The 20,399-nt window shown below is 64.9% G+C and carries 23 protein-coding genes; 10 read left to right on the top strand and 13 right to left on the bottom strand.

The window, feature by feature from the left end; translation table 11 throughout:
- Positions 1–2: 2 nt before the first annotated feature.
- A complete protein-coding gene (locus P9239_RS11040; RefSeq protein ID WP_309750660.1) occupies positions 3–761 on the bottom strand; it encodes an SDR family oxidoreductase in 759 nt (252 codons plus the stop codon).
- Positions 762–953: 192 nt separating this feature from the next.
- Here P9239_RS11040 and P9239_RS11045 point away from each other — a divergent pair, with 192 nt between their 5' ends.
- A complete protein-coding gene (locus P9239_RS11045; RefSeq protein ID WP_309750662.1) occupies positions 954–1,364 on the top strand; it encodes a hypothetical protein in 411 nt (136 codons plus the stop codon).
- Positions 1,365–1,382: 18 nt separating this feature from the next.
- Here the strand turns inward: P9239_RS11045 and P9239_RS11050 are convergent, their stop codons facing one another.
- A complete protein-coding gene (locus P9239_RS11050) occupies positions 1,383–2,426 on the bottom strand; it encodes a DUF2235 domain-containing protein (RefSeq protein WP_309750663.1) in 1,044 nt (347 codons plus the stop codon).
- 502 nt (positions 2,427–2,928) lie between these two features.
- Here P9239_RS11050 and P9239_RS11055 point away from each other — a divergent pair.
- A complete protein-coding gene (locus tag P9239_RS11055; RefSeq protein ID WP_309750665.1) occupies positions 2,929–4,020 on the top strand; it encodes a hypothetical protein in 1,092 nt (363 codons plus the stop codon).
- 195 nt (positions 4,021–4,215) lie between these two features.
- On the opposite strand, the gene P9239_RS11060 is transcribed toward P9239_RS11055, so the two are convergent.
- The 3 genes from P9239_RS11060 to P9239_RS11070 form a co-directional block, all read right to left on the bottom strand.
- Positions 4,216–4,905 carry a methyltransferase domain-containing protein gene (locus P9239_RS11060; protein WP_309750667.1) on the bottom strand — a complete coding sequence of 230 codons (690 nt, stop codon included), beginning with the start codon at positions 4,903–4,905 and terminating at the stop codon, positions 4,216–4,218.
- 196 nt (positions 4,906–5,101) lie between these two features.
- Positions 5,102–5,740 (bottom strand): hypothetical protein, encoded by a 639-nt coding sequence (locus P9239_RS11065; protein WP_309750669.1) that lies wholly within the window; start codon positions 5,738–5,740, stop codon positions 5,102–5,104.
- Positions 5,741–5,762: 22 nt separating this feature from the next.
- Complete coding sequence (locus P9239_RS11070) at positions 5,763–7,157, bottom strand: selenium-binding family protein (protein ID WP_309750671.1); 1,395 nt, start codon at positions 7,155–7,157, stop codon at positions 5,763–5,765.
- A 164-nt stretch (positions 7,158–7,321) separates the two neighbouring features.
- Between P9239_RS11070 and P9239_RS11075 the strand changes: the two genes are divergently transcribed.
- Positions 7,322–8,149, top strand: a complete 828-nt coding sequence (locus tag P9239_RS11075) for a DMT family transporter (RefSeq protein WP_309750673.1) — start codon at positions 7,322–7,324, stop codon at positions 8,147–8,149.
- A gap of 72 nt (positions 8,150–8,221) precedes the next feature.
- Positions 8,222–8,380 carry a hypothetical protein gene (locus P9239_RS11080; protein WP_175940360.1) on the top strand — a complete coding sequence of 53 codons (159 nt, stop codon included), beginning with the start codon at positions 8,222–8,224 and terminating at the stop codon, positions 8,378–8,380.
- 52 nt (positions 8,381–8,432) lie between these two features.
- Here the strand turns inward: P9239_RS11080 and P9239_RS11085 are convergent, their stop codons facing one another.
- Entirely contained in the window at positions 8,433–8,744 is a 312-nt protein-coding gene (locus P9239_RS11085; protein WP_309750677.1) for a hypothetical protein, read from the bottom strand.
- 160 nt (positions 8,745–8,904) lie between these two features.
- On the opposite strand from P9239_RS11085, the gene P9239_RS11090 reads away from it, so the two are divergent.
- Positions 8,905–9,816: a recombination-associated protein RdgC gene (locus tag P9239_RS11090; protein ID WP_309750679.1), complete on the top strand. Its 912-nt coding sequence runs from the start codon at positions 8,905–8,907 to the stop codon at positions 9,814–9,816.
- 33 nt (positions 9,817–9,849) lie between these two features.
- On the opposite strand, the gene P9239_RS11095 is transcribed toward P9239_RS11090, so the two are convergent.
- The 5 genes from P9239_RS11095 to P9239_RS11115 all read right to left on the bottom strand — a co-directional run bounded on the left by P9239_RS11095 (position 9,850) and on the right by P9239_RS11115 (position 14,361).
- Positions 9,850–10,908 (bottom strand): GGDEF domain-containing protein, encoded by a 1,059-nt coding sequence (locus P9239_RS11095; protein WP_309753994.1) that lies wholly within the window; start codon positions 10,906–10,908, stop codon positions 9,850–9,852.
- Between the two features lie 73 nt (positions 10,909–10,981).
- A complete protein-coding gene (locus P9239_RS11100) occupies positions 10,982–11,719 on the bottom strand; it encodes a hypothetical protein (protein ID WP_309750681.1) in 738 nt (245 codons plus the stop codon).
- A 470-nt stretch (positions 11,720–12,189) separates the two neighbouring features.
- On the bottom strand, positions 12,190–13,062 hold the full coding sequence (locus P9239_RS11105) for a DMT family transporter (RefSeq protein WP_309750683.1): 873 nt from the start codon (positions 13,060–13,062) through the stop codon (positions 12,190–12,192).
- An 80-nt stretch (positions 13,063–13,142) separates the two neighbouring features.
- Entirely contained in the window at positions 13,143–14,054 is a 912-nt protein-coding gene (locus tag P9239_RS11110) for a YihY/virulence factor BrkB family protein (RefSeq protein ID WP_309750685.1), read from the bottom strand.
- Between the two features lie 103 nt (positions 14,055–14,157).
- Positions 14,158–14,361 carry a hypothetical protein gene (locus P9239_RS11115; RefSeq protein ID WP_309750687.1) on the bottom strand — a complete coding sequence of 68 codons (204 nt, stop codon included), beginning with the start codon at positions 14,359–14,361 and terminating at the stop codon, positions 14,158–14,160.
- Positions 14,362–14,583: 222 nt separating this feature from the next.
- On the opposite strand from P9239_RS11115, the gene P9239_RS11120 reads away from it, so the two are divergent.
- Positions 14,584–16,062, top strand: a complete 1,479-nt coding sequence (locus P9239_RS11120; RefSeq protein WP_309750688.1) for an NCS1 family nucleobase:cation symporter-1 — start codon at positions 14,584–14,586, stop codon at positions 16,060–16,062.
- A 14-nt stretch (positions 16,063–16,076) separates the two neighbouring features.
- Here the strand turns inward: P9239_RS11120 and P9239_RS11125 are convergent, their stop codons facing one another.
- The gene (locus P9239_RS11125) at positions 16,077–16,397 is read right to left on the bottom strand and encodes a hypothetical protein (protein WP_309750691.1); all 321 of its coding nucleotides are present in this window, start codon (positions 16,395–16,397) and stop codon (positions 16,077–16,079) included.
- A 233-nt stretch (positions 16,398–16,630) separates the two neighbouring features.
- Between P9239_RS11125 and tehA the strand changes: the two genes are divergently transcribed.
- The gene (gene tehA / locus P9239_RS11130; protein ID WP_309750693.1) at positions 16,631–17,620 is read left to right on the top strand and encodes a dicarboxylate transporter/tellurite-resistance protein TehA; all 990 of its coding nucleotides are present in this window, start codon (positions 16,631–16,633) and stop codon (positions 17,618–17,620) included.
- 319 nt (positions 17,621–17,939) lie between these two features.
- On the opposite strand, the gene P9239_RS11135 is transcribed toward tehA, so the two are convergent.
- Positions 17,940–18,857 (bottom strand): LysR family transcriptional regulator, encoded by a 918-nt coding sequence (locus P9239_RS11135; protein ID WP_309750695.1) that lies wholly within the window; start codon positions 18,855–18,857, stop codon positions 17,940–17,942.
- A 246-nt stretch (positions 18,858–19,103) separates the two neighbouring features.
- Here P9239_RS11135 and P9239_RS11140 point away from each other — a divergent pair, with 246 nt between their 5' ends.
- The 3 genes from P9239_RS11140 to P9239_RS11150 all read left to right on the top strand — a co-directional run bounded on the left by P9239_RS11140 (position 19,104) and on the right by P9239_RS11150 (position 20,379).
- Complete coding sequence (locus tag P9239_RS11140; protein ID WP_404980098.1) at positions 19,104–19,487, top strand: hypothetical protein; 384 nt, start codon at positions 19,104–19,106, stop codon at positions 19,485–19,487.
- A gap of 25 nt (positions 19,488–19,512) precedes the next feature.
- Positions 19,513–19,740 carry a hypothetical protein gene (locus P9239_RS11145; RefSeq protein WP_309750699.1) on the top strand — a complete coding sequence of 76 codons (228 nt, stop codon included), beginning with the start codon at positions 19,513–19,515 and terminating at the stop codon, positions 19,738–19,740.
- Between the two features lie 105 nt (positions 19,741–19,845).
- Positions 19,846–20,379 (top strand): cupin domain-containing protein, encoded by a 534-nt coding sequence (locus tag P9239_RS11150; protein WP_309750701.1) that lies wholly within the window; start codon positions 19,846–19,848, stop codon positions 20,377–20,379.
- The last annotated feature ends 20 nt before the right edge of the window (positions 20,380–20,399 follow it).

The raw sequence follows: 20,399 nt of genomic DNA on the forward strand, positions 1-20,399 counted from the left end.
CGTCAGATGAACATCCCGCCCGATACTTCGACGCGCTGCGCCGTCATCCAGCGATTGCCGTCCGACAGCATTGCCGCGATCGCGCCGCCGATATCGTCCGGCAGTCCCGCGCGCCCGAGCGCCGTGTTCTGCGCGACGAATTCGTTCAACTCTTCGTTGTCGCGCACGGCGCCGCCGCCGAAATCCGTTTCGATCGCGCCCGGCGCGATGGCATTGACCGTGATGCCGTGCGGTCCCAGTTCCTTCGCGAGATAGCGCGTGAGCACCTCGACGCCGCCTTTCATGGTGGCATACGCCGCGTAACCCGGTAGCGCGAATCGCGTGAGTCCGCTCGACACGTTTACGATGCTGCCTTCCTCGTGCAAGAACGGCAGCAGCGCCTGCGTCAGAAAAAACGGCCCCTTCAGGTGGATGTTCACGAGCTGGTCGAACTGCTCGGGCGTCGTCTCGGCGAAAGGCGCGTGGATGCCGATGCCCGCGTTGTTCACGAGGAAGTCGAAATTCGTGCGATCGAACGTCTGTTCGAGCGCCTTGCACACTTCGTCGGCGAAGGCGCCGAAGGTTTCGCTACGGGCGACGTCGAGCTTCAGCATCGCGCACTTGCAGCCGAGTTCCTCGACTTCGCCGGCTACCGCTTCGGCTGCGGCCGCGTCGCTGTTCCACGTGCCGATGATCCCCACGCCCTGTTGCGCGAGCTTTAGCGCCGCGCTGCGTCCGAGCCCGCGGCCCGCCCCGGTGATGACTGCGACTTTCGCGCTCATGATTCCGTCCACTGGCTGCTCCTTTGCGTTGCGTTGCGTTGAGCAAGTTGCATCGGCTGATTCCAGCACTCTAGGATGCCGTGAGCCGCAATGGAAACGTTGCGCGATGCTGTTTTGCAGGCGAGTCAGACCCGCGTCGGGCGCGTGACTTGCTGCGAGAAGACGACCGTAAGCATTCGAGGAGAAGCAGCGATGACGACACGAACGAATTCGAATACAAAAGACCAAGGCGGATCGCCGTCCGGTTCGCGTGAATCCGTTGGACTAGAGCGGCCGTTTCGCCTTTTCGCGGTGGAGCAGCGCGTGCTCGCGCAGAACGTCGATGGCAAGGTCATCGACATCGGCGCGATGGAGTCGAAGGGCGGAGAGTACTGCGCACGGCTCGATGTGGACGATATCGCAGTCGAGCCGAAACGCAGCCCGGAGCTTGCGCTGAAGGCGCTGGTCGAGAAGCTGACGTTCGACTATCTGGACGGCCTTTTCACGAGCGAGGGCGAAACCGAAGTGGCCGGGCGCCTGCAGGACTTTCCGAGCGTGGAATTCGAGCTGGAAGAGAACCTGCCGCGCGATATGGTGGATCGCACGCCGCCGCATCTGTTCTGAAGCGGCAGGACGCGCTCGTCACGTTCCGACAGGGAGAGCGCGCAGCTGGTCGCGCAGCTCGGGAAACGCATTCAAAAAACCGGAAGCGGCAAGCCTGTTCGCAAGGCTGGCGTCGACCGTTTCGTTGAGTGCGGCGCCTGCTACGCGCGCCTCCTTACGGCAGACGTCCTCCAGAAGCGGATTCATCTTCGTGAATTCTGAATACGAATCGATAGGTTCGCACGAGTAGGCTTCGTGGGGAATCGCAATCGGCCTGTCGAACTGGAGACCGTGGAACTGCGCCTTCTGCCGCAGCCATTCCGCCGGGATCAACGGAAGCAGGTCGGCCGGATCGCGCGGCGGGCTCAGATAGCCGCCGCCCACGTTTGCATGGGCGCCCGCGAACCATCGCTGTTCGAGCGGCAGCGTGCCGCGATCCTCCGCGCCCTGCGTCCATAGCGTCGGCTTGTAGAGCGAGCGGAACTCGTTCGCGGCGATCGCGTGATACGCCGCGCGTGTGCTGTTGGCAAGCGTGGTGTCGTGGAAGTTGTAATAGCTGGAAAAGCCCGGCACCGGCAGCCCGCCGATAGGAATCCCCAATTCGCCGACGGTATCCCAGACGCCGACGAACGCGACGTCCACCTCGCGCGCGAACTGCTTGCGATAGGCACGGACCGAGTCATCGGATGGCCCGACGCCCTGATCGCGATAGATGCCGTACGCCTGATCGATGGACGCATCGCTCCAGTCGTTTGACAGCCCGCACTTGCGGACGAGTCCGGCCAAGCTGCGCGCGGAGTAGGCGCCGCGCGAAAAGCCGAAAATATAGATCGAAGCGCCCGGTTGGTACCGCTGGCACAGCCACGCATAGCCGCTCTTGATGTTGGCCGAGAGACCGTCGCCGAATGCGCCGCCGAGAAACTTGTTTGCCAGTGCGAAGAGGCCGTTGCCCTGCGTGCCGACGCCGGCCACGTAGAGCGTTTCCTGATCGTCCGTTTCGGGCGCGAGCTTGTAGAGCAGATAGGCGTTCGTGCGATCGTTCGGCTCGTTCCAGGTGCCGTCGAAGAAGAGGGCGAGTTTCATGACGAGGTCTCCCGAACATAGCCTCTCAGCTAATAAATAGGAAATCGCTGCGCGGCCTGCAAGGCGTTCATTGCATGCATCATGCAGACGGCGCGGCGGCGCTGTATTTTGGCGGATAGAAGAGAGGCTTCGGATCAAGCATCGACGCGCGGGGAACGCATCTTCATTGCGGAGGTGAATAATGAATACCAAGCGCTTAACGGCAATCGTCCTGATCGCGGGCGCGACGCTCGCGAGTGCGACTGCACATGCACGCGACGATGGTCCTCGGTTCGCGCAGGACCGGCTCGATGCGCTCGTTGCGCACCACGCCGAGACCGAGAAGCACATCGCGCGAGCGCCTCGGGAGACAACGCCGCCCTCGGAACGACGCGAAGAAATCCGATAGCCTGCGCGAGGCATGCGCGTGGTTCTGTATAAAGGTATGAGAATTGCTTGAGCGCCCCGAGTGCTCCGCGGCCAATCGCGCCGACGACCTCCTCGCTGACTCACTCAAGGCCTTATGAACCGGACGAAATCGATCAAGAACCCAAGGAAAGCCTTGTCCATCGCCATACTCGGCGCAACATTCCTCGCGGCGGGCTGCTCCGGCATCGGTCCGACGCGACTCAAGGCCGATCAGGTCGACTACGCCCGCGCGCTCGGCGATGCGCAGAAGCGCGAGATACTCGCCGCGATCGTCGGCTTGCGCTTCGCCGATGCACCTTCGTTTCTCACGGTCAGCAGCATCATCGCCGCCTACACGTTCGACGCGACAGGCGGCGCAATTTTGAATGCAGGTTCCGGCGCACAGCCGAACTATGCCCAGGCGTCAGGCAGCGTTTCGTATTCGAACCACCCGACCTTCACCTTCACGCCGACCACCGGCGACGCCTATGCGAGCGCTTATATCCGGCCGCTTTCGCCGACGCTCGTGCTGCCGCTCGCGGAAAGCAACATCCCCATCGACCTGTTGCTGCGCATCACCGCGCAGTCCATCGGCGGCTTGCAGAACGGCAACGCGCTCGGCGGTCCGAACGCATCGGGCGCACCGGAGTTCTTCCTGCTAATTCAGGCGCTACGGCGTTTGCAACTCGCGGGTGAGCTGAACGTGGAAACGCGCGACCAGGAACACCAGCCGCGCATTTTCATGACGCTCGGCGCGACCAGAAGCGGCGCCAACAAGCAAACGACCGACGATCTCACGCTCGTGCGCAAACTACTGCATCTGTCGCCGAAGATGAAAACGTACGAGATCGTGTACGGACAGTCGGCGGATCACGATCGCATTCCGATGGTCACGCGCTCGGTGCTCGGCATCCTGACGGACTTGGGCGCGCAGATTCCGGTGCCGGATACGCAGGTGGGCAGCGGCGCGACCAAGCCGACGATCGGGCTGATCGGCGGCGAGACGCGTCCGACCATTCTCGTGAAAGTGGGCGAGAAAGCGCCGCCCGACGCCTACGTGAGCGTGCTTTACGACAAGTCGAACTACTGGATCGACCGCGCCGACTTCGATTCGAAGTATGCGTTCACGGTGGTGCAGAACTTGATGGCGCTCGGCGAGGTGACGGATACGGCGAAGGCGCCGGTCGTCACGATTCCGGCTAATTGAAGCGCGGCATTTTGCGTGCGGTGTGTTGCATGCCGCATGCAAAACGCCAAAGTAGCGGCGCATCGAGCGGACCGGCGAACGGGGCGTTCATGCGTCGCTTGTCCCGCCAGCGCATCGCGGCGACGCATGATTTCAATCGTGAACTCGAGAGGCGCTCTACGGACGACAGACGTGGGCCGCCACGTCCCGCCGATCTCAACGCTGCATACGCGGTCTGCAGATCATGAAGTACTGCGAACTGATCCACCAAGGCGCGTGCGGCACCGGGCTGGTGTGCACCGCATCGAGAGAGAACCGCTCGCTGACCAGATCGCGCAGCTCGCGGAAATCGAAGCCCTTATGCGTCGTGCGGGGATTGTGCGGCCGGCTCACGGGCATGCCGACCATCGCCTTGAGCAGTTCGGCCGTCGTGTATTCGGACTTGAGCGTGCGGCTGCGTATCATCCAGTTCGATACTTTCGGCGCAATCGCGAGGCCGTACATGATCGGTACTGAGATCACGAGCGCACCGTTCGGCTTCAGAATTCGCGCGGCGTCGTCGAGTAACGTATCGACTTCGCGGGGGTAGAGATGCTCGCAGACCTCGAAGGCCGTCAATACATCGACGCTATGCGATGCAATGGTATCCAGCGACTCCGCGTATCTCACTTCGGGAAACGCCGGCACCATGAACTTGTCGTGGCCGATGAGCGTGACGTCGCGCCGTGACTCGCCGAGCGTGTGCAGGAAGAGGCCCGGACCCGCGCCGAAGTCCACCACGGTGCCCCTCGCGGGGCATAGACCGGTGACGAGTTCGGTCGCCATCGTCATGCGGGTGCGATGCGCGAAGCGCGCGAGCGGATTGATCGAATTGACGGTTTGTTCTTCGTACGAGATTTCGCGCATGACAGAGTCCCCGTTGTAATGACTTTTATCGGACCGGCCTTGGTCCGTATCTCGGCGCAGCGAAGCGTTTTTATTCGTCGTTTCGGGCGATATTGCCGCGCCCCCAGGCGTCGTGCAATCAACGGGAGTAGGCGTTAGCCGCCGTTCTTCTGCCGGTGCCCGCCATCGCTGCGCGCAACGGGAAGGGGCAATCACGCTACAGGAACAGCCAGACGCCGCATGCGATAAGCGCCACACTCCACAACCAGTCGAGGTTGACCCAGCCCGTGCGCAGAAAGGCCAGTCCGGTGCGTTCGTGCAGCGACATGGCGAGCAACGCGATGGCGGCAATCACCGCCAGCATCGCCGCGGTATGCACGGACAGCGCGAGCGCGCTGGCCTCTAACGCGCTTGCAGACGTCTTGCCCGTCGCGCCTGCGCCGCCGCAGAGCGGCAGCAACGCGGGCACGAGCATCAGGCCCGCGCCATGCGCACTCGACATCACGAAGGACCAGAGCGCCAGACCCGCGAGTCCGGTACGCATGCCCACCGTCGGACGTCCGCGATGGCCGCGCCACGCGCGCCATACGCCCCAGCCGATCAGACATGCCCCGCAGCCGCGCGCAAGCGTTTCATGCCCGACAACGGTGCCGAGCGTCAGGACGCCCGCGAGCACGAGCGCCACGGACGCCGCATGCCCGAGCGCGATGGGCACGAGCGATACGAGCACGACGCGCCTGCTATGCGCATAGAGACCGAGCGCGAGCGCGAAGAGCCAGCCCATCGCCGGGTTCACGCCGTGGAATGCGCCGAGGCCTGCCGCCGTGAGCCAGAGCGCGCTCGGAGCAGCATTCATGAGATGACGTCGGGTGCAAGAATCATGGATAACAGTAGGAGTCCGAAGAACAGTCGCCGCCTTGCAGCCGGATTTGATGCGGGCGATGCCCTTTCGGCCAGTCGATGAAGAACTTCTCGTCCACGTTCAAGCCGCCGTTCGGATCGGCGTCGAGCTTGACCATCCAGCCGTCGATGCCTTCAGGGTAGAACTGTGCGTCCACCGCGCCGTAGAGCGAGTTGGTGAAGTACACGCGCCGTCCATCGCGGCTGATTTCGACCATTTGCGGGCCGCCGTTAAGCGAACCGTTCTGCGCACCCGCGTGCGTAGCGCGGGCCACCACGCCGCCTATGCGGACCTTGCCAGTGAGCTTCGGCGCAAAGGGATCCGAGACATCGTATTGCAGCATGTCGCCGGTGCCCCAGCACGAGACGTACAGGAAGCGGTCGTCCATTGACAAGTCGATATCCGAGACGAGCGGCGGCACGGCCCCGAAGCCTTGCAAAAGCGGCGGCAACACCGAGGCATCGGCGGGCTCGGCCGGTATGTCGATCACTTTCTTCACGGCCCATTTGTCCTGGTCGCGATACCACGTCCAGATCGACGAAGACAGGTCTCTCAGGCTGATGACGCAGTTGACGAAGCCGTATGCCTTGGTCGGATCGTGCGCGGGCCGCAGTTCGAAAACGAGCTGATATTCGTCGCCGAAGTCGATCTCCTGTATGTGCTTGCGCTTCGTGAAGTCCCAGAAATGCAGCTTGCGACCGTACTTCGCGCCAAGCAGCAGTTCGGGCACGAGGCCCGCTTCGAAGGTGTCGGGCGTGCCCCATTCGCTCGTGACCATCGTGTCGTAGCCAAGATGCCACCAGCCGTCGTAGGCCAGTTGCTGCGGACCGCGATCCACTTCCCAGCGGCCAAGCGGATCGAAGCTCTGTTGATCGAGCAGCAGCACGCCGCCGGGCGCCTTGCCTTCAGCGTTGCCGAGCGCGGTGACATAGATGCCGCCCGGTCCGCAATGAACCGTATGCGGCCGCGTATAGCCCGTTTTCTCGGCGAGCTCTTCAGGCTCGATCGTCTTGACGATGACCGGGTTTCTCGGGTCCGGCTTCGTATCGACGATATGAATGCGCGACGAACGCAGTCCCGGCACGACGAGGTAACGCCGCTCCATATGCGGATGCGGTGCGTTCGGGCATAGGCATGACGAACATGCGTTCCAGCCGAAGTGATGCAGCTCGTCGCCGGCGTCGGGCATCGCCAACTCGCCGACGATCTGCGCATAGCTCGACGAATCCGGATCGACGTCGACCACTGCGAGCTTGTCTGGCGACTTGCGCTCGGGATCGAATGTCGCGACGTAGGCCAGCGTTTCGCGCGGCGCCTTCGCGGCGAGACGCGGGGAAGGGTAGAAGCTCGGGTCGGGTTTCCATGTCGCCATGTCGTGTCTCCCTCGTGCGGTCCTCTGCACTATAGGACATGCCCAGAGCCCGTGCGGCGCCTCGCTTATAAGGGATTGCGCAATACAAAGCAGTCGCGCCGCCCGCCCGCGTCGCTTAGACTGGCAGCTACACCCAAAGCGCCACCCCAAGGATCGTTCGACGAATGTTCAGCTACGTAGGCGGCTGCGTGCTCTTCGCCGCGCTGTTGCACGCGACCTGGAACGCGATGCTGCACGGCAACGCGGACCGCTTTCTTTCGATGACGTGGATGAGCATCTGCATCGGCGTGGTGTCGGTTCTCGCGATTCCTTTCTTGCCGACGCCCGCGAACGGCGCATGGCCGTGCATCGTCGCGTCGGGACTCGTGCATATCGGCTACAACATGGCGCTCGTGCGGGCTTATGAGGGCGGCGATCTCGGCGCGACGTATCCCATCGCACGCGGTTCATCGCCCATGCTCGTCGCTATGGGCGCCGCGCTGTTTGCGCGAGAGCATCCGGGCGTGCTGCCGGTGGTCGGCATCGTGCTGGTGTCAGCGGGCATCGTATGGCTTGCGTTGCAGCGCGGCAATCTCTCTCGAACGGGCGCGCTCGCCGCGTTCATCACAGGGGCGACCATCGCGGTCTATACGGTGATCGACGGCATCGGCGTGCGTGCGTCGGGGCACGCGCTCGCCTATACCGCATGGATGTTCGCGTTCTATCTGCTGATGCCGGTGCTTTTCATCGCGATGCGCGGACGGCAGGCGTTACGCGCGCCTGTCCCCGTCGTCGCGCGAAACGTGGCGGGCGGGCTGGTGTCCGTTGCGGCGTATGGCATCGTCATCTGGGCCATGCAGTTCGGCGCGATGGGCGCGGTCTCCGCGCTGCGCGAAACGAGCGTCGTTTTCGCGGCGCTGATCGGGCGCATTTTCCTCGGCGAGCAATTGACCGCGCGGCGTCTCTTGGCGTGTTGCGTGATCGCGGCGGGCGCGGTGTGCATCGGCGCATGAGATTGCGCGTCTTGCCGCCGCGTGAACACCTACAATGAAAGCATCGCCCCTTGAGCCCCGAAGGAGGTTGCGATGACCGAGCCGATGATCAGCTTGATGGTGGGAGTCGTGGTGGTGCTGTGCGCCATCGTGATTCTCGTGATGCATCACAAGCACCCGAACATTCATCCGCCGAAAGCGCGCTGGCTGGATACGCATCCGCCGCGCGACTGGACACATCGCAGACACTGAACGAGCGTGCGGGAGACAATGCAGCGCCGGCCCCGTCCGGCGCTTTTTGATGTCAACGCCGCGAGCCTTTCATGGCTTCCGCTTCCATAGCGGCGTGCCATTCTTCGCTGCTTTCAATCGGGTCCATGGCGTCGTCGATAAATGCCGAGGCGCGCTCTGCCGCCGCGCGCGTGTCCACGTCCGCGTCGTCTTCGTATTCATCGCCGGGCGGCTCCAGCATGTCGCGCAGCATCGCGCGGAATTCCGGTGTGTCCCACGGCTCGCCGCGCTGCTTTCTCTTCTTGATGTAGTGTCTGGCTTCGGCGTCCTGCTCGGGCGTGAACGGTAGCCCGCGGAAAGTGCGGCTCGCATCGAGATCGATCATTCGAGACTCCTCGCCTGATGCACGCGTGCGTCAGGCGTCCCCAGTGTAGTCCCGTTTGAGCCGCTGCATGCACGCATCGTTTTCGAAGCGAAGCGTCTCGCGAGCCGGCGCGCGTCGTATAGAATGGCCCGCTTTTCCGAACAACATCGAAAGCGCCGCCATGTGGTTCAAGAATCTTCAGCTTCACCGTCTTCCCGTTCACTGGACCGTCACGCCCGATCAGATGCAGCAGTGGCTCGCGCCGCTCGCGTTCAGCGATGCATCGAGCATTGAAAACGAGCGGCGCGGTTGGGTCTCGCCGCGTGGCGACGATGCGCTCGTCTATACGGTGAATCGTCAGATGCTGATCACGTATCGCGCGGAGAAGAAGCTCCTGCCCGCGTCGGTCGTCACGCAGTTCACCAAGGAGCGCGCGCTCGAACTCGAAGAGCAGCAGGGCTTCAAGCCGGGCCGCAAGCAGATGCGCGAACTGAAGGAGCAAGTGACCGATGAACTTCTGCCGCGCGCGTTCAGCATTCGCCGCGACACGCGCGTGTGGATCGATCCGGTGCATGGCTGGCTCGCCATCGACTCTGCATCGGCCACGCTCGCGGACGACATCATCGGCTTGCTGGTGAAGTCGGTCACGGACTTGCCGCTTGCCAGCGTGCGCGCCGCGCGTTCGCCTGTGTCGGCGATGACCGAGTGGCTCCTGACCGGCGACGCGCCCTCGGGCTTCACGTTGGATCGCGATACGGAGCTGCGTTCGGCAGGCGAGGGCAACGCGACCGTGCGCTATGTCGGCCACGCGCTGGAGGCCGAGGACATGCGCCGCCATATCGAAGCGGGCAAGCAATGCATGCGTCTTGCAATGACGTGGGACGACCGCGTGTCGTTCGTGCTGACGCCCTCGCTTACGCTCAAGCGCGTGAGCGCGCTCGACGTCATCAAGGAAGCCGCCGATCCCACGGCCACGAACGACGACGAACGCTTCGAATCCGACTTCCTGCTGATGACCGGCGAACTCGCGCGCCTTTTCGCGGCGCTGACCGAAGCGCTCGGCGGCGAAGAAGACCTGCGCGCGGCGGCCTGACGCTGCCCCCGCGTAGCTTTACGCAGTAACGGCTTACCCGCCCGACGACGCGAACGCGTACCCGTTCTTCCCGTTGCGCTTGACGGTGTACATGGTTTCGTCGGCGGCGGCGACGAGCCGCCAGTAATCGCTCACGCGATCCGGGAAGCTGGCAATGCCGACGCTCGCGCGCACGAGCGAGAGCCCCATGCGCGCATCCGTTTCCGCGACGCAATGGATGATGCGTTGCGCGATGGCCGCAAGTTCGAGATCGCTCGAAAACTCCCGCACCAGCACCGCGAATTCGTCGCCGCCTATGCGCGCGACGATATCGCTATTGCGTACCGTCTGGCGGAAGCGCCGCGACACCGCGATCAGGAATTCGTCGCCGATGCGGTGGCCGTGCGTATCGTTCACGCGCTTGAAGCCGTCGAGGTCGATGTACAGCACGGCGATGCGCTTCGTATCCGCGCCATCGGCGAGCGCCTCCGCCGATTCCTCCAGCGCGGCGAAGAGCTTGCGGCGGTTCGGCAGATCGGTCATCGCGTCGTGCAGCGACGCATGCTCGAACTCGCTCGAAATGCCGACGAGCTGCCGATTGCGTTTTGCATACATGCCGAGCGCGGTGATGAGCACGCCGAATACGATGGCCGACAGCGCGATCAGCGTATGCGACACGCTCACGATGCGCGCGCGCACGTCACTGCTCGCGCGATCGCGTTCGCGGCGCCAGTACGCGTCGGCGGCGTCGAGCGCGGCGCTCGCTGAGCTGAAGTCCGATGCCGGCAAGAGCGCGGACGGCGGCAGCGCGGGTGCGGGTGTCGGGCTCGACGCGATCAGCGCGTGCAGGCTCGCGAGCCGCGCCGCCCACTCGATGCGCGCCTCACGGTAAGCGGCGCGATGCTGCGCGTCGTTCGTGGATGCATCTTTCAGCGCGAGCGCCGATGCACGGGCGGTATCCGCGCGCTCGACGGCCTGCAGCACGAGTCCGACGTATTCCTGCTGAAGCTGCGCAGAGAAGATCGCGCGCACCTGAAACGCGAGAAAGAGCAGGCCGATCAGCAGGCACAGCAGCGCGGCGGCGGCCATCGGCGCGGGGCCGGGCACCCGCAGCCGACGGGCAAAGGCGCGCGCCTGGTCGAACGCGTGTCCGGCGCGCGCCGCGAAGGCGTGCGTCGGCCGAAGCTCACGGGCGGGAATATTCCTCTCGCTGGCCGGATGTGGCATTGCGTCGATAGCTCACTCGATGAAAGAACGCGCCCACGCGGGCGAAGAGTCCCGGCTCGGGCTTGGCACGCGATGCGCGATGGCGCGCCGCCTCTTTCGCCTGCGCCGTGCGCACGCGGGCAGCAGACGCGGCCCGGCTCGCGCGACTGGCTGCGACCGTCTGCGGTTCGGGGTTAGACGCGGAGTTCGATGCAGTGGCGGCCTGCTGCGTCGCGCCCTGCGTGACGGCGGCAACCGGCGCGGCCGCGACCGGGCCGAGGCTCGTGGTGTCGGAAGTATCGGGGGGCAGGTTGTCGGCGAGTGCGGTGTTGTCCGCGCGCGCGGCGACGAGGCTCGCGGTCGGCGGCGGCGCCTGCACGACGCCCGACGAAAGCGTTTGCGAAGGCGGACCCGCCGCAATCACCGGCTGATCGATTCCGAGCGTGTGCCGCGCGCTTGCCATCGCCTCGGTGTAGACGCGCTGGTCGTGGTTGAACCACATGCTGTACGCAACGGTGCCGAGCACGCCGATTCCGAGCGCGCTCGCCGAGGCCATCCACAGCGCGAGCCGCCCGAAGCGCAGGGGCGCGCGCGGTGCGTCGAGATCGTCGTCGAAATCGAGCGGGATCTCGGCGGCGGAAAGAGGTACGGAAGGGTCGTTCGCGGGCGTCGGGGCGCTCGCGAACGGCTCCTCGGGTAGTTCAGCGTGGTGAGGCATGGCTGCGCTCTCCAGAACATATACGTCGTCGGCGGCGGGCATCGACTGAGCCGTGCTGCATGCGCGAGTCGCCGCAGGAAGCCGGATGAAGCGCGAAAGCGAAGGGATGGAAGCCACTCACGCTGCGCGCGTTCATTCGAAATGAATGATCAAACAGAAGCAGAAGCGTGCCGCGGTACGAACGGCGCGCTGTAGGAAGCGCACCCAGCGGACTGACCGTTCGTACCGAGACTTTGTAAGGCTTGCCGCGAGCTGGAAAAAACGCCCGCGCGGCAAGGTCACGATCACGTGCATCACCGCCGGCGGCAGTGTGGATTGAGCGGACGATGCGTGATCCTGTGAATACCGAATACTACCGTAGCATCGGTCAGGCCAGCGGCTCCCGCCCGCCATTCCTCAGATCAGCAACGCCTGATTCGGTTGCATCGCGCACAGACGCAGCGCGAAAAATTCGTGTGGCGCGGCTCATTCTAACGTCTGCGGCGCGATAACACGACAAGCGCGATGCCGCCGAGAATCGCCGCCGAACTGACGACGAGCCGCAACGTGAGCGCCTCGCCGAGCAGCGCGACGCCGCCCGCCGCCGCGATCACCGGCACGCTGAGCTGGACCGTCGCCGCAGTGGCGGGCGTCAGCCCCTTGAGCGCCGCATACCAAACGACGTAGCCGAGCCCCGACGTCAACGCGCCCGAGGCCAGGGCATAGCCGTAACCGGCGGCGTCGGAAACCGTCTGACCGTGGCCGAGCGCGAAGACGGCCGCCGCGAAAGGGAAAGCGCGAAGGAAGTTGCCGGCCGTGGCGGCGACCGGGTCGGCCAGTCCCCGGCCTCTGAGCGAATACACGCCCCAGCCGACGCCCGCCGCGATCATCAACGCGGACGACTTCGCATCCGGCGCGGCCAGCCCCGGCAGCACGAGCCAGACGAGGCCGGCAAGCGCCAGCGCGAGCCCCAGCCATTGCCACGGGGCGAGCCGTTCACCGCGAAACAGGCCGTGGCCGATCATCGTCGCCTGCACCGCGCCGAACAGCAGCAGCGCGCCCGCGCCCGCCGGCAAGTCGACATAGGCGTAGGAGAACGCCGCGGCGTACAGCGCGAGCATCGCGGCCGACGTCCAGCTTCCCGCGCGCCGCGCATCGCCGCCGCGCGCCGCGAGAATCAGCCACAGCACGAGCGCCGCCGACGCGATGCGCACGAACGTGAACGTCGCGGCATCGATCTGCGTGCCTTTCAGCGCGAGGCGGCACAGCAGCGAATTGCCGGCGAAGGCGAACATCGCGAGCGCGGTGAGGGCGGCGAGTGCGGCGAGTTTGGCGCCCGGCGCGGATAACTTCGACTCGTTCATCTGTGGGCGTGCGATAGGAGCAGCCATTAGCAAGCACTCAATGTATCGCGGGCCATGCCGCGCGGGCATCGCGCAGCGCGTCAGTCGGTGCGGAACGACGGCGGCTTCTCCAGCTGCGGCAAGCCGGACCGCTCGAATTCGGAGATCACCTGCGCACCGAATAGCAGCAGCGTCGCGAGGGCTTCGAGGCTGAAGAGCACGACGATCGACGTCGTGAGCGACCCGTATACGACGCTCACCTGCGACAGCGTCGCGAAGTACCAGACGAGCACGTGCCGCGTGATTTCCCACAGCAGCGCCGCCGTGATGCTGCCGAGCAGCGCGAGCCTGAGCGAAGGGCGGCCGACCGGCATCACGAGATAGATCGACGTCAGCACGAACACTTCGCCCGCCACGCCGAGCAGATAGAGCAAAAGCCGCGACGCGCCTTTGAGCGACACTTCGAGGCCGAGCAGCGTGACGCTGTTGTCGCCCATCGCCTGAAGGCCGTTCGACACCAGCGTGACGATCAGCATGCCCACGCCGAGAAAGAGGATGTAGCAGTACGGCAGGAGCGCGGAGAGCAAGAAGTGGCGCCGGCGAATGGCGACGCGATGCACGAAGATGACCGACATCGCGTTTTCCAGCACGGTGAAGGCGAGCGAACTGAAGAAGATCATCGTGACGAGCAGCAGCCAGCCGATAACCGCGCGATGCGTCAGAAAATTGGCGAGTTCTCGCACGATTGCGCGCGCCTGCCCGGGCACGAGCCATTCGAGCAGATGCGCGAGCGTGTCGAGCAGTTCCTGCTGACCGACGAACCGCGACAGCACGATCACGATGAGAATCAGCAGCGGCACGATGGAAAGCAGCGCGTAATACGCGACCGCGCCGGCGAGCAGCATGCCCTGATTCGCGCGAAAGGCCTTGACCGTGCGCTTCAGAAAGCCGACAGGATCGCGCGCGACGCTTCTGATCTGTGGCCCGAGCACGGGGCCGAGAATCTTCGACATGGAACCTCCGCGACGCGTGCGTGCGACGGTGGCGAATAGCCGGCCCATGTTCAGGGCGACGGGACGACAGGCCGCGAAGCAACTTGCACGCCCGAAGCCGGTTCTATCCCGCGCGATGCGCCTTCGTGCGGCGCGCCGCGGCCTGCTGCGCGGCTTCCTCAAACGCGATGTCGAGCAGCGCATCGACGTCGTGCGCGGGCAGATCGGCCGCGTCGATGCGGCGTAACCGGCAGATGAGCGCGAGAGCTTCGGCGGCAGCGGCGAAGGCGAGATTCACATCGCGGGCGGGCAGGCGTTTTTTTCTCATGGCTGGCATATCGGCAAGCGCGCCGTTTTACTTTAATCTGTCTGTCACGGCTGGCACGCGCCCGTCGTGGCCGGGCCCGCACACACGATCATGCACGCAACAGCGCGGATCTGGCGATTCGCATCTCCATCGCGGCTTCATTTGTCTGTCGAACGCATCTCGGGCGGCGCTTCATGCGATGCCTTCGGGAGCCACTCGACGCTTTGAACTGAGGGGACGATCATGCCAGCTTCGCCCGTCGCTCATTCCTCCGCGCTCGGTCCGGGTGCCGATGTCGACGTCGTCAACGCCGACGAGCGCCTTTACAACCACGATCTCGCGCCCGTGCCGCGAGCCCGGCGCACGTGGACCGGCTACAGCATCTTCGCGATGTGGATGTCCGACGTGCACAGCGTCGGCGGCTACACGTTCGCGGCGAGTCTCTTTTTGCTCGGGCTTTCGGGCTGGCAAGTGCTGCTTGCCATGACCATCGGCATTCTCGTGGTCTATGTGCTGATGAACTGGGTCGGCAAGCCGAGCCTCGTGCACGGCATACCGTTTCCTGTCATGGCGCGCGTCTCGATGGGCGTCATGGGCGCGAACCTCGCCGCGCTGATCCGCGGCGTCGTGGGCATCGTCTGGTATGGCGTGCAGACGTATCTCGCGTCGAAGGCGGTCGCCACGCTGCTGCTGCTTTTCGTACCGTCGGCCATTGCGCTGCGCGATTCCACCTTCCTGCGGCTCGACATGCTCGGCTGGGTCAGCTTCCTCTTCATGTGGCTGCTGCAACTCGTCATCTTCCAGCGCGGCATGGAGATCATCCGCAAGTTCATCGACTTTTGCGGGCCGGCCGTGTACGTGGTGATGTTCTTCCTGATGGGATGGATCCTGTATCGCGCGGGCCTCGGCAGCCTGAACCTGACGCTCTCCGGCAAGGTGCTGCCCGGCGACGAGCAACTGCACGCGATGGTGAACGCGATTCTTCTGGTCGTGAGCTACTTCGCCGCGCTGCTGCTGAATTTCGGCGATTTCTCGCGCTTCGCGAAGAGCGAGCGGCAGATGAAAATCGGCAATTTCCTCGGACTGCCGTTCAACTTCATCGCGTTCGCCATCATCACGGTGATCGTCACGGCGGGCAGCGAAAAGGTGTTCGGCGCGATGATCATGGACCCGGTCGAGATCGTCTCGCGCATCGACAACAAGATCGCGGTGGCAGTCGGCAGCATCACGTTCGTCATCGCGACCATGGGCATCAATATCGTGGCGAACTTCGTCTCGCCGGCGTATGACATCGCCAATCTCTTTCCGAAGCACGTCGATTTCAAGAAGGGCGGGTTGATTGCGTCGGTTCTCGCGGTGCTTGTGTGCCCGTGGATTTTCGTCGACAGCCCGAAAGCGATCACCATCTTCGTGTCCGTGTTCGGCGCCGTGCTCGCGCCGCTCTATGGCGTGATGATCGCGGATTACTATCTCGTGAAGCGTCAGCACGTGAACGCCGCCGAGCTGTACACCATGCAGCCCGGCTCGCGCTTTTACTACGACGGCGGGTGGAACAAGGTCGGACTCGCGGCGCTGATCGTGGCCGGCGTGATCTCGGTCGGCTGGGAACTCTCGACGCAATTGCTCAAGGTGCTGCCCGCGAACAACCTCGGCTGGCTGATCGGCGCGGTGGCGGGCGCGTTGCTTTACATCCTCTTTATGCGAATTGCGCGCCGCACTTGATGGTGGTTCGGCATTCACTTCAGCCAGTGGCGGACGTCCTGCTCCCAGTCGGGCTGTCCGCAATTCGGCGGATTTTCCGGGCCGAGCACGGTGATGTAGCCCTGCTGCTTCATGCACGCCTCATAGGCGCGGACCTGCGTGCAACGGCCGGGGCCCGCCTTGCGCGACGCGGCTTTGCACGTGTCCATCGCGCGATCCATGCCGCTGAAGTCGGCGTTCACGGTTTCGGTGTCAGTCGGCGGATTCGCGTTCGCCGAGAATTCCACGGGACCGGTGCAGGCCGCGAGCGCAAGCGCGGCCAAGGTGACGAGCGTGCGTGCGAAGCTGTATGTCATCGTGCCGTTTCCTCATTGAAAGCCGCTAAGGGCGATGCGCCTAATGTGCGCGACGTCCGAGGGCGCGCGTCTCTGCATTGTCGGGCGTCGGCGCTCGCATCGTCCAGTTTGAGACGATCGAGCAGGCGAACGAGACCTTGCGACATTCGCGCCGCCACACCTCGACACTAAGCTTTCTCCAACGACGACGAGAACGCAACCGCGCTCGCGACGTCCCCAAAAAGGAGAAGGCAATGGACAACAATCAATCCGCCAGCCGTCCCGGCCCGATGCCGGTGGCGTTCTTCGGCATCGCGGTCGGTGCGCTCGCGCTGGCGGGCGCATGGCGCGCGGCGGCTCGCGTGTGGCAGGTTCCGCACGGCGTGCCCGCTCTGCTGACGGCGGGCGCGCTCGTCGTGTGGATCGCGCTGCTCGCGGCGTACGGCCGCAAGTGGCTAACCCAACGCGCCGACGCCATCGCGGAGTTACAGCATCCGGTGCAATCGTCGTTTGCGGCGCTGGTCCCCGTTTCGACGATGCTGGCCGCGCAGGCCGTGCAGTCCGCCTCGCGCGAAGTCGCGATGGGGCTGTTCGTGATCGGCGCCGTGAGTCAGCTCGCGCTCGGCGCATTCCTGCACGGGCGCTTCTGGCAAGGCGGCCGCAAGCCTGAACCGACCACGCCGGCAATGTATCTGCCGACCGTCGCGCCCAGTTTCGTCGCGGGCACGGCGGCCGCGGCCTTCGGCTGGACCCAGCTCGGCGCGTTGTTCTTCGGCGCGGGCGTGTTCTCGTGGCTCGCGATCGAATCGATCGTGCTGCATCGCGCCGCCGTGCACGAACCGTTGCCCGACGCCTTGCGCCCGACGCTCGGCATCCAGCTCGCGCCGCCGGTAGTGGGCGGCGTTTCGTACCTGTCGATCACGCATGGCGTGCCGGATGTCTTCGCCTACATGCTGCTCGGCTACGGCCTCTATCAGGCGTTGATGCTGACGCGGCTCGTGCCGTGGATTCGTCAGCGCGCGTTCACGCCTTCGTACTGGGCGTTCAGCTTCGGCGCGGCCGCGTTGCCGACGATGGCCATCCGCATGGTCGAACGCGGTGCGCAAGGTCCGGTGGAGTGGATCGCTTTGGCATCGTTCGTGGTGGCGAACGTGGTAATCGCGGTGCTGATCGTCGGCACGGTGAAAGCGGCCGTGCAGGGGCGGCTCGTGCCGGTCCTTCCGGTGCAGGCAGGCCGGGCGTGAAAAGGGCGCGGGCGCTCGTGCGTCGCTGCTGCCGCTAACAAGGGCGAAAGCAATACGTGCAAGCAGGTCGGGCATGAAGCCGGCGGGGGCGGCGGTTGGGTGTCGCTTCTGCCGCTAAGAAGGACGAAAGCGATACGTTGAGGCAGGTTGAGCATGACGACGGCGGGGCGGCGCTTGTGCGTCGCTTCTGCCGCCTGATAGGACCTAAGAAGGGCGAACGCCGAGCGCTCTGGCTGTATTGGCGGTCAGTCGTGCGCAGCGCCGGAAGACCGGCGAACGGCTAAGAGCGACTAGCAACACCGCCCGACACGAGCTTCGTTCAGGCCATCTGCTCGGCGAGCGTTCCCTCGACGAAATCCTTCAGGAACGCCACCCACGTCTTGATCTTGGCATCCAGATATTGCCTCGATGCGTACATCGCGTAGATGGTCATGGTCTGCAGTTCCCATTCGGGCAGCACGCGCACGAGTTCGCCGCTCTTGATGGACGGCAGCGCGGACAGCGCGGGCAGCGGCGCAATGCCGAAGCCGTCCGCGACCGCGACGGCAAGCGCATCGGCCGAATTGACGCGCAGGCGGCCCGGCGGAAGGTCCACTTCGGCGTGGCCGCGCGGACCCTCGAACGCCCACCGGTCGACCGGAAAGAATGTGGTGACGAGTTGCAGGCAAGCGTGCTTCGCCAGATCCTCGATGTCGCGCGGCACGCCCGCCCGCTCCAGATAGCTCGGCGATGCGCACAAGAGGCTCGGCATCGAGCAAATGCGGGTCGAGACGAGCGCGGAATCGGGCAGCGCCGATGTCGTGACTTGCACGAACACGTCGTAGCCTTCGTCGAGCATGTCGGGAACGTTCTGCGACAACGTCAGCTCCACCCGAACTTGCGGGTGCGCTTCCAGATAGCGCGTGAGCGCGGGCACGACGTAGTGATGCCCGAACGTGATCGGCGCATGCATGCGCAGCACGCCGCTCGGCAGCACGCGCGCGTCGCCGGCTTCGGCTTCGGACAGATCGACGAGCGCGATCACCTCCTTGCATCGCGCGAGATAGCGGTTGCCCGCATCCGTCAACGCAACGCGCCGCGTCGTGCGGTTCAACAGCCGCGTGCGCAGATGCGTCTCCAGATCGGTGATGGCGCGCGACGCCTGCGCCGTCGTGATGTCCAATTGCTGCGCGGCCGCCGTGAAGCTCGACGCTTCCGCCACGCGCGCGAAAATCCGCATGCTTCGCAACAGGTCCATTTCGCAGCCTTTTTTGGCAACCTATTCGGCAACCTTTTTTGACGAAGCCCGCACTATCCCATGTGGGCGCGCGTGCACGCAACCGCGCGCCGCCGCGAGGCCGCGTTCCGCCGGAGATGAAGGCAGTCCGAGCGTTCGTTTCAGCGCTCACATCTGTTACAGGCGTTGTAACGCAAGGCGCAGCGGCCCCGCCTAACATGCGTTCATGGCCGTACTGCGGCTATCGAGGCAGAGGACAACATGAACATCAAAACGTATATCGGACTGGGTATCGCCGCGTGCGCGGGACTGGCTTGCGAGGCGGCGTCTGCGGGCGTGAGCATCGGGGTCAATCTGGGCGTGCCCGTGGTGCCCGCCTATGCGCCGCCCGTGTATGCGGCCCCCGCGCCGGTGTATGCCGCGCCGGCGCCCGCATATGTCGAGCAGCCCGCGCCGCCGCCCCCGCCCCCGCCCGTCTATGTCGAGCAAGCTGCGCCGCCTGTCGTGTATCAGCCTGCGCCGGTCGTCGTGGCGCCTGCGCCGGCAATTATCGTCGGCTGGCATGGCGACCGCTATTGGGACGGCTACCGCTATTGGGACCGGCGCGACTGGTATGCGCACCACGGCGGCTACGAGCGTCGCCATTGGTAAGGCTGGGCAGCGGGGAGCGACCTTCATGAAAATGCAAACGAAGTATGTGTCCCGCGTGGCGTATCTCTCGGCGACGCTCGCGCTGGCAGCGGCGTTGAGCGGCTGCGTCTATGCGCCGCCTTACGGCTATGCGCCCGCGCCGGCCTACGGCTATGCACCGGCTTACGGCTATGCGTATGCGCCGGCGTACTACGCGCCGTCGGTGTCGGTGGGTGTCGGGTTCGGGGGATACGGTCATTGGCACGGCCGGTGATTCGCGCCGGCGGGCATCGCGTCATCGCGATAAACGCGGCGCCCGTCGTGAGCGCCACAGGAACACCCGTTGCTGCGGTGCTCTCGACACCATGGAGAAATGCTTATGGCCGAGCACACCGAAACCGTGCAGGCGGCGAACGCCCGCTGCGAGTCGTTCCTGCTCGCAACGAACGGCTGGGTGCCGAACAACGCGCGCCTGCCCGTGCTCGTGTGGCACGGCGCGATCGATCCGCAGAACCGCGACTGCGGCAGCCGTTTCGAGGCGCTCTTCGCGCAGAACGGCTGGCCGCCGCAGTGGCGCGACAGCGTCTTCGACTATCACCATTTTCATTCGACGGCGCATGAGGCGCTGGGCGTGGCATCGGGAGAAGCGGAGCTGATCATCGGCGGACCGGAGGGGCGCGTGATCGCCCTGCGCGCCGGCGACGCCCTCGTGCTGCCTGCTGGCACCGGTCATTGCCTGTTGACGAGCGCACGCCGGTTTCAGGTCATCGGCGCATATCCGCCGGACCAGCAATGGGACATTCGCCGTGACGCCCTGAGCGACGACGAACGCCGCGCGATGGAAGCGTTGCCATTTCCGAAGAGCGATCCGGTCGCCGGCGAGGACGGACCGCTCACGCGTCTATGGCGCTAGTGCGCGCACGGCGCGTATCG

The sequence above is a fragment of the Caballeronia sp. LZ062 genome, assembly GCF_031450785.1.
Classification (GTDB): Bacteria; Pseudomonadota; Gammaproteobacteria; order Burkholderiales; family Burkholderiaceae; genus Caballeronia.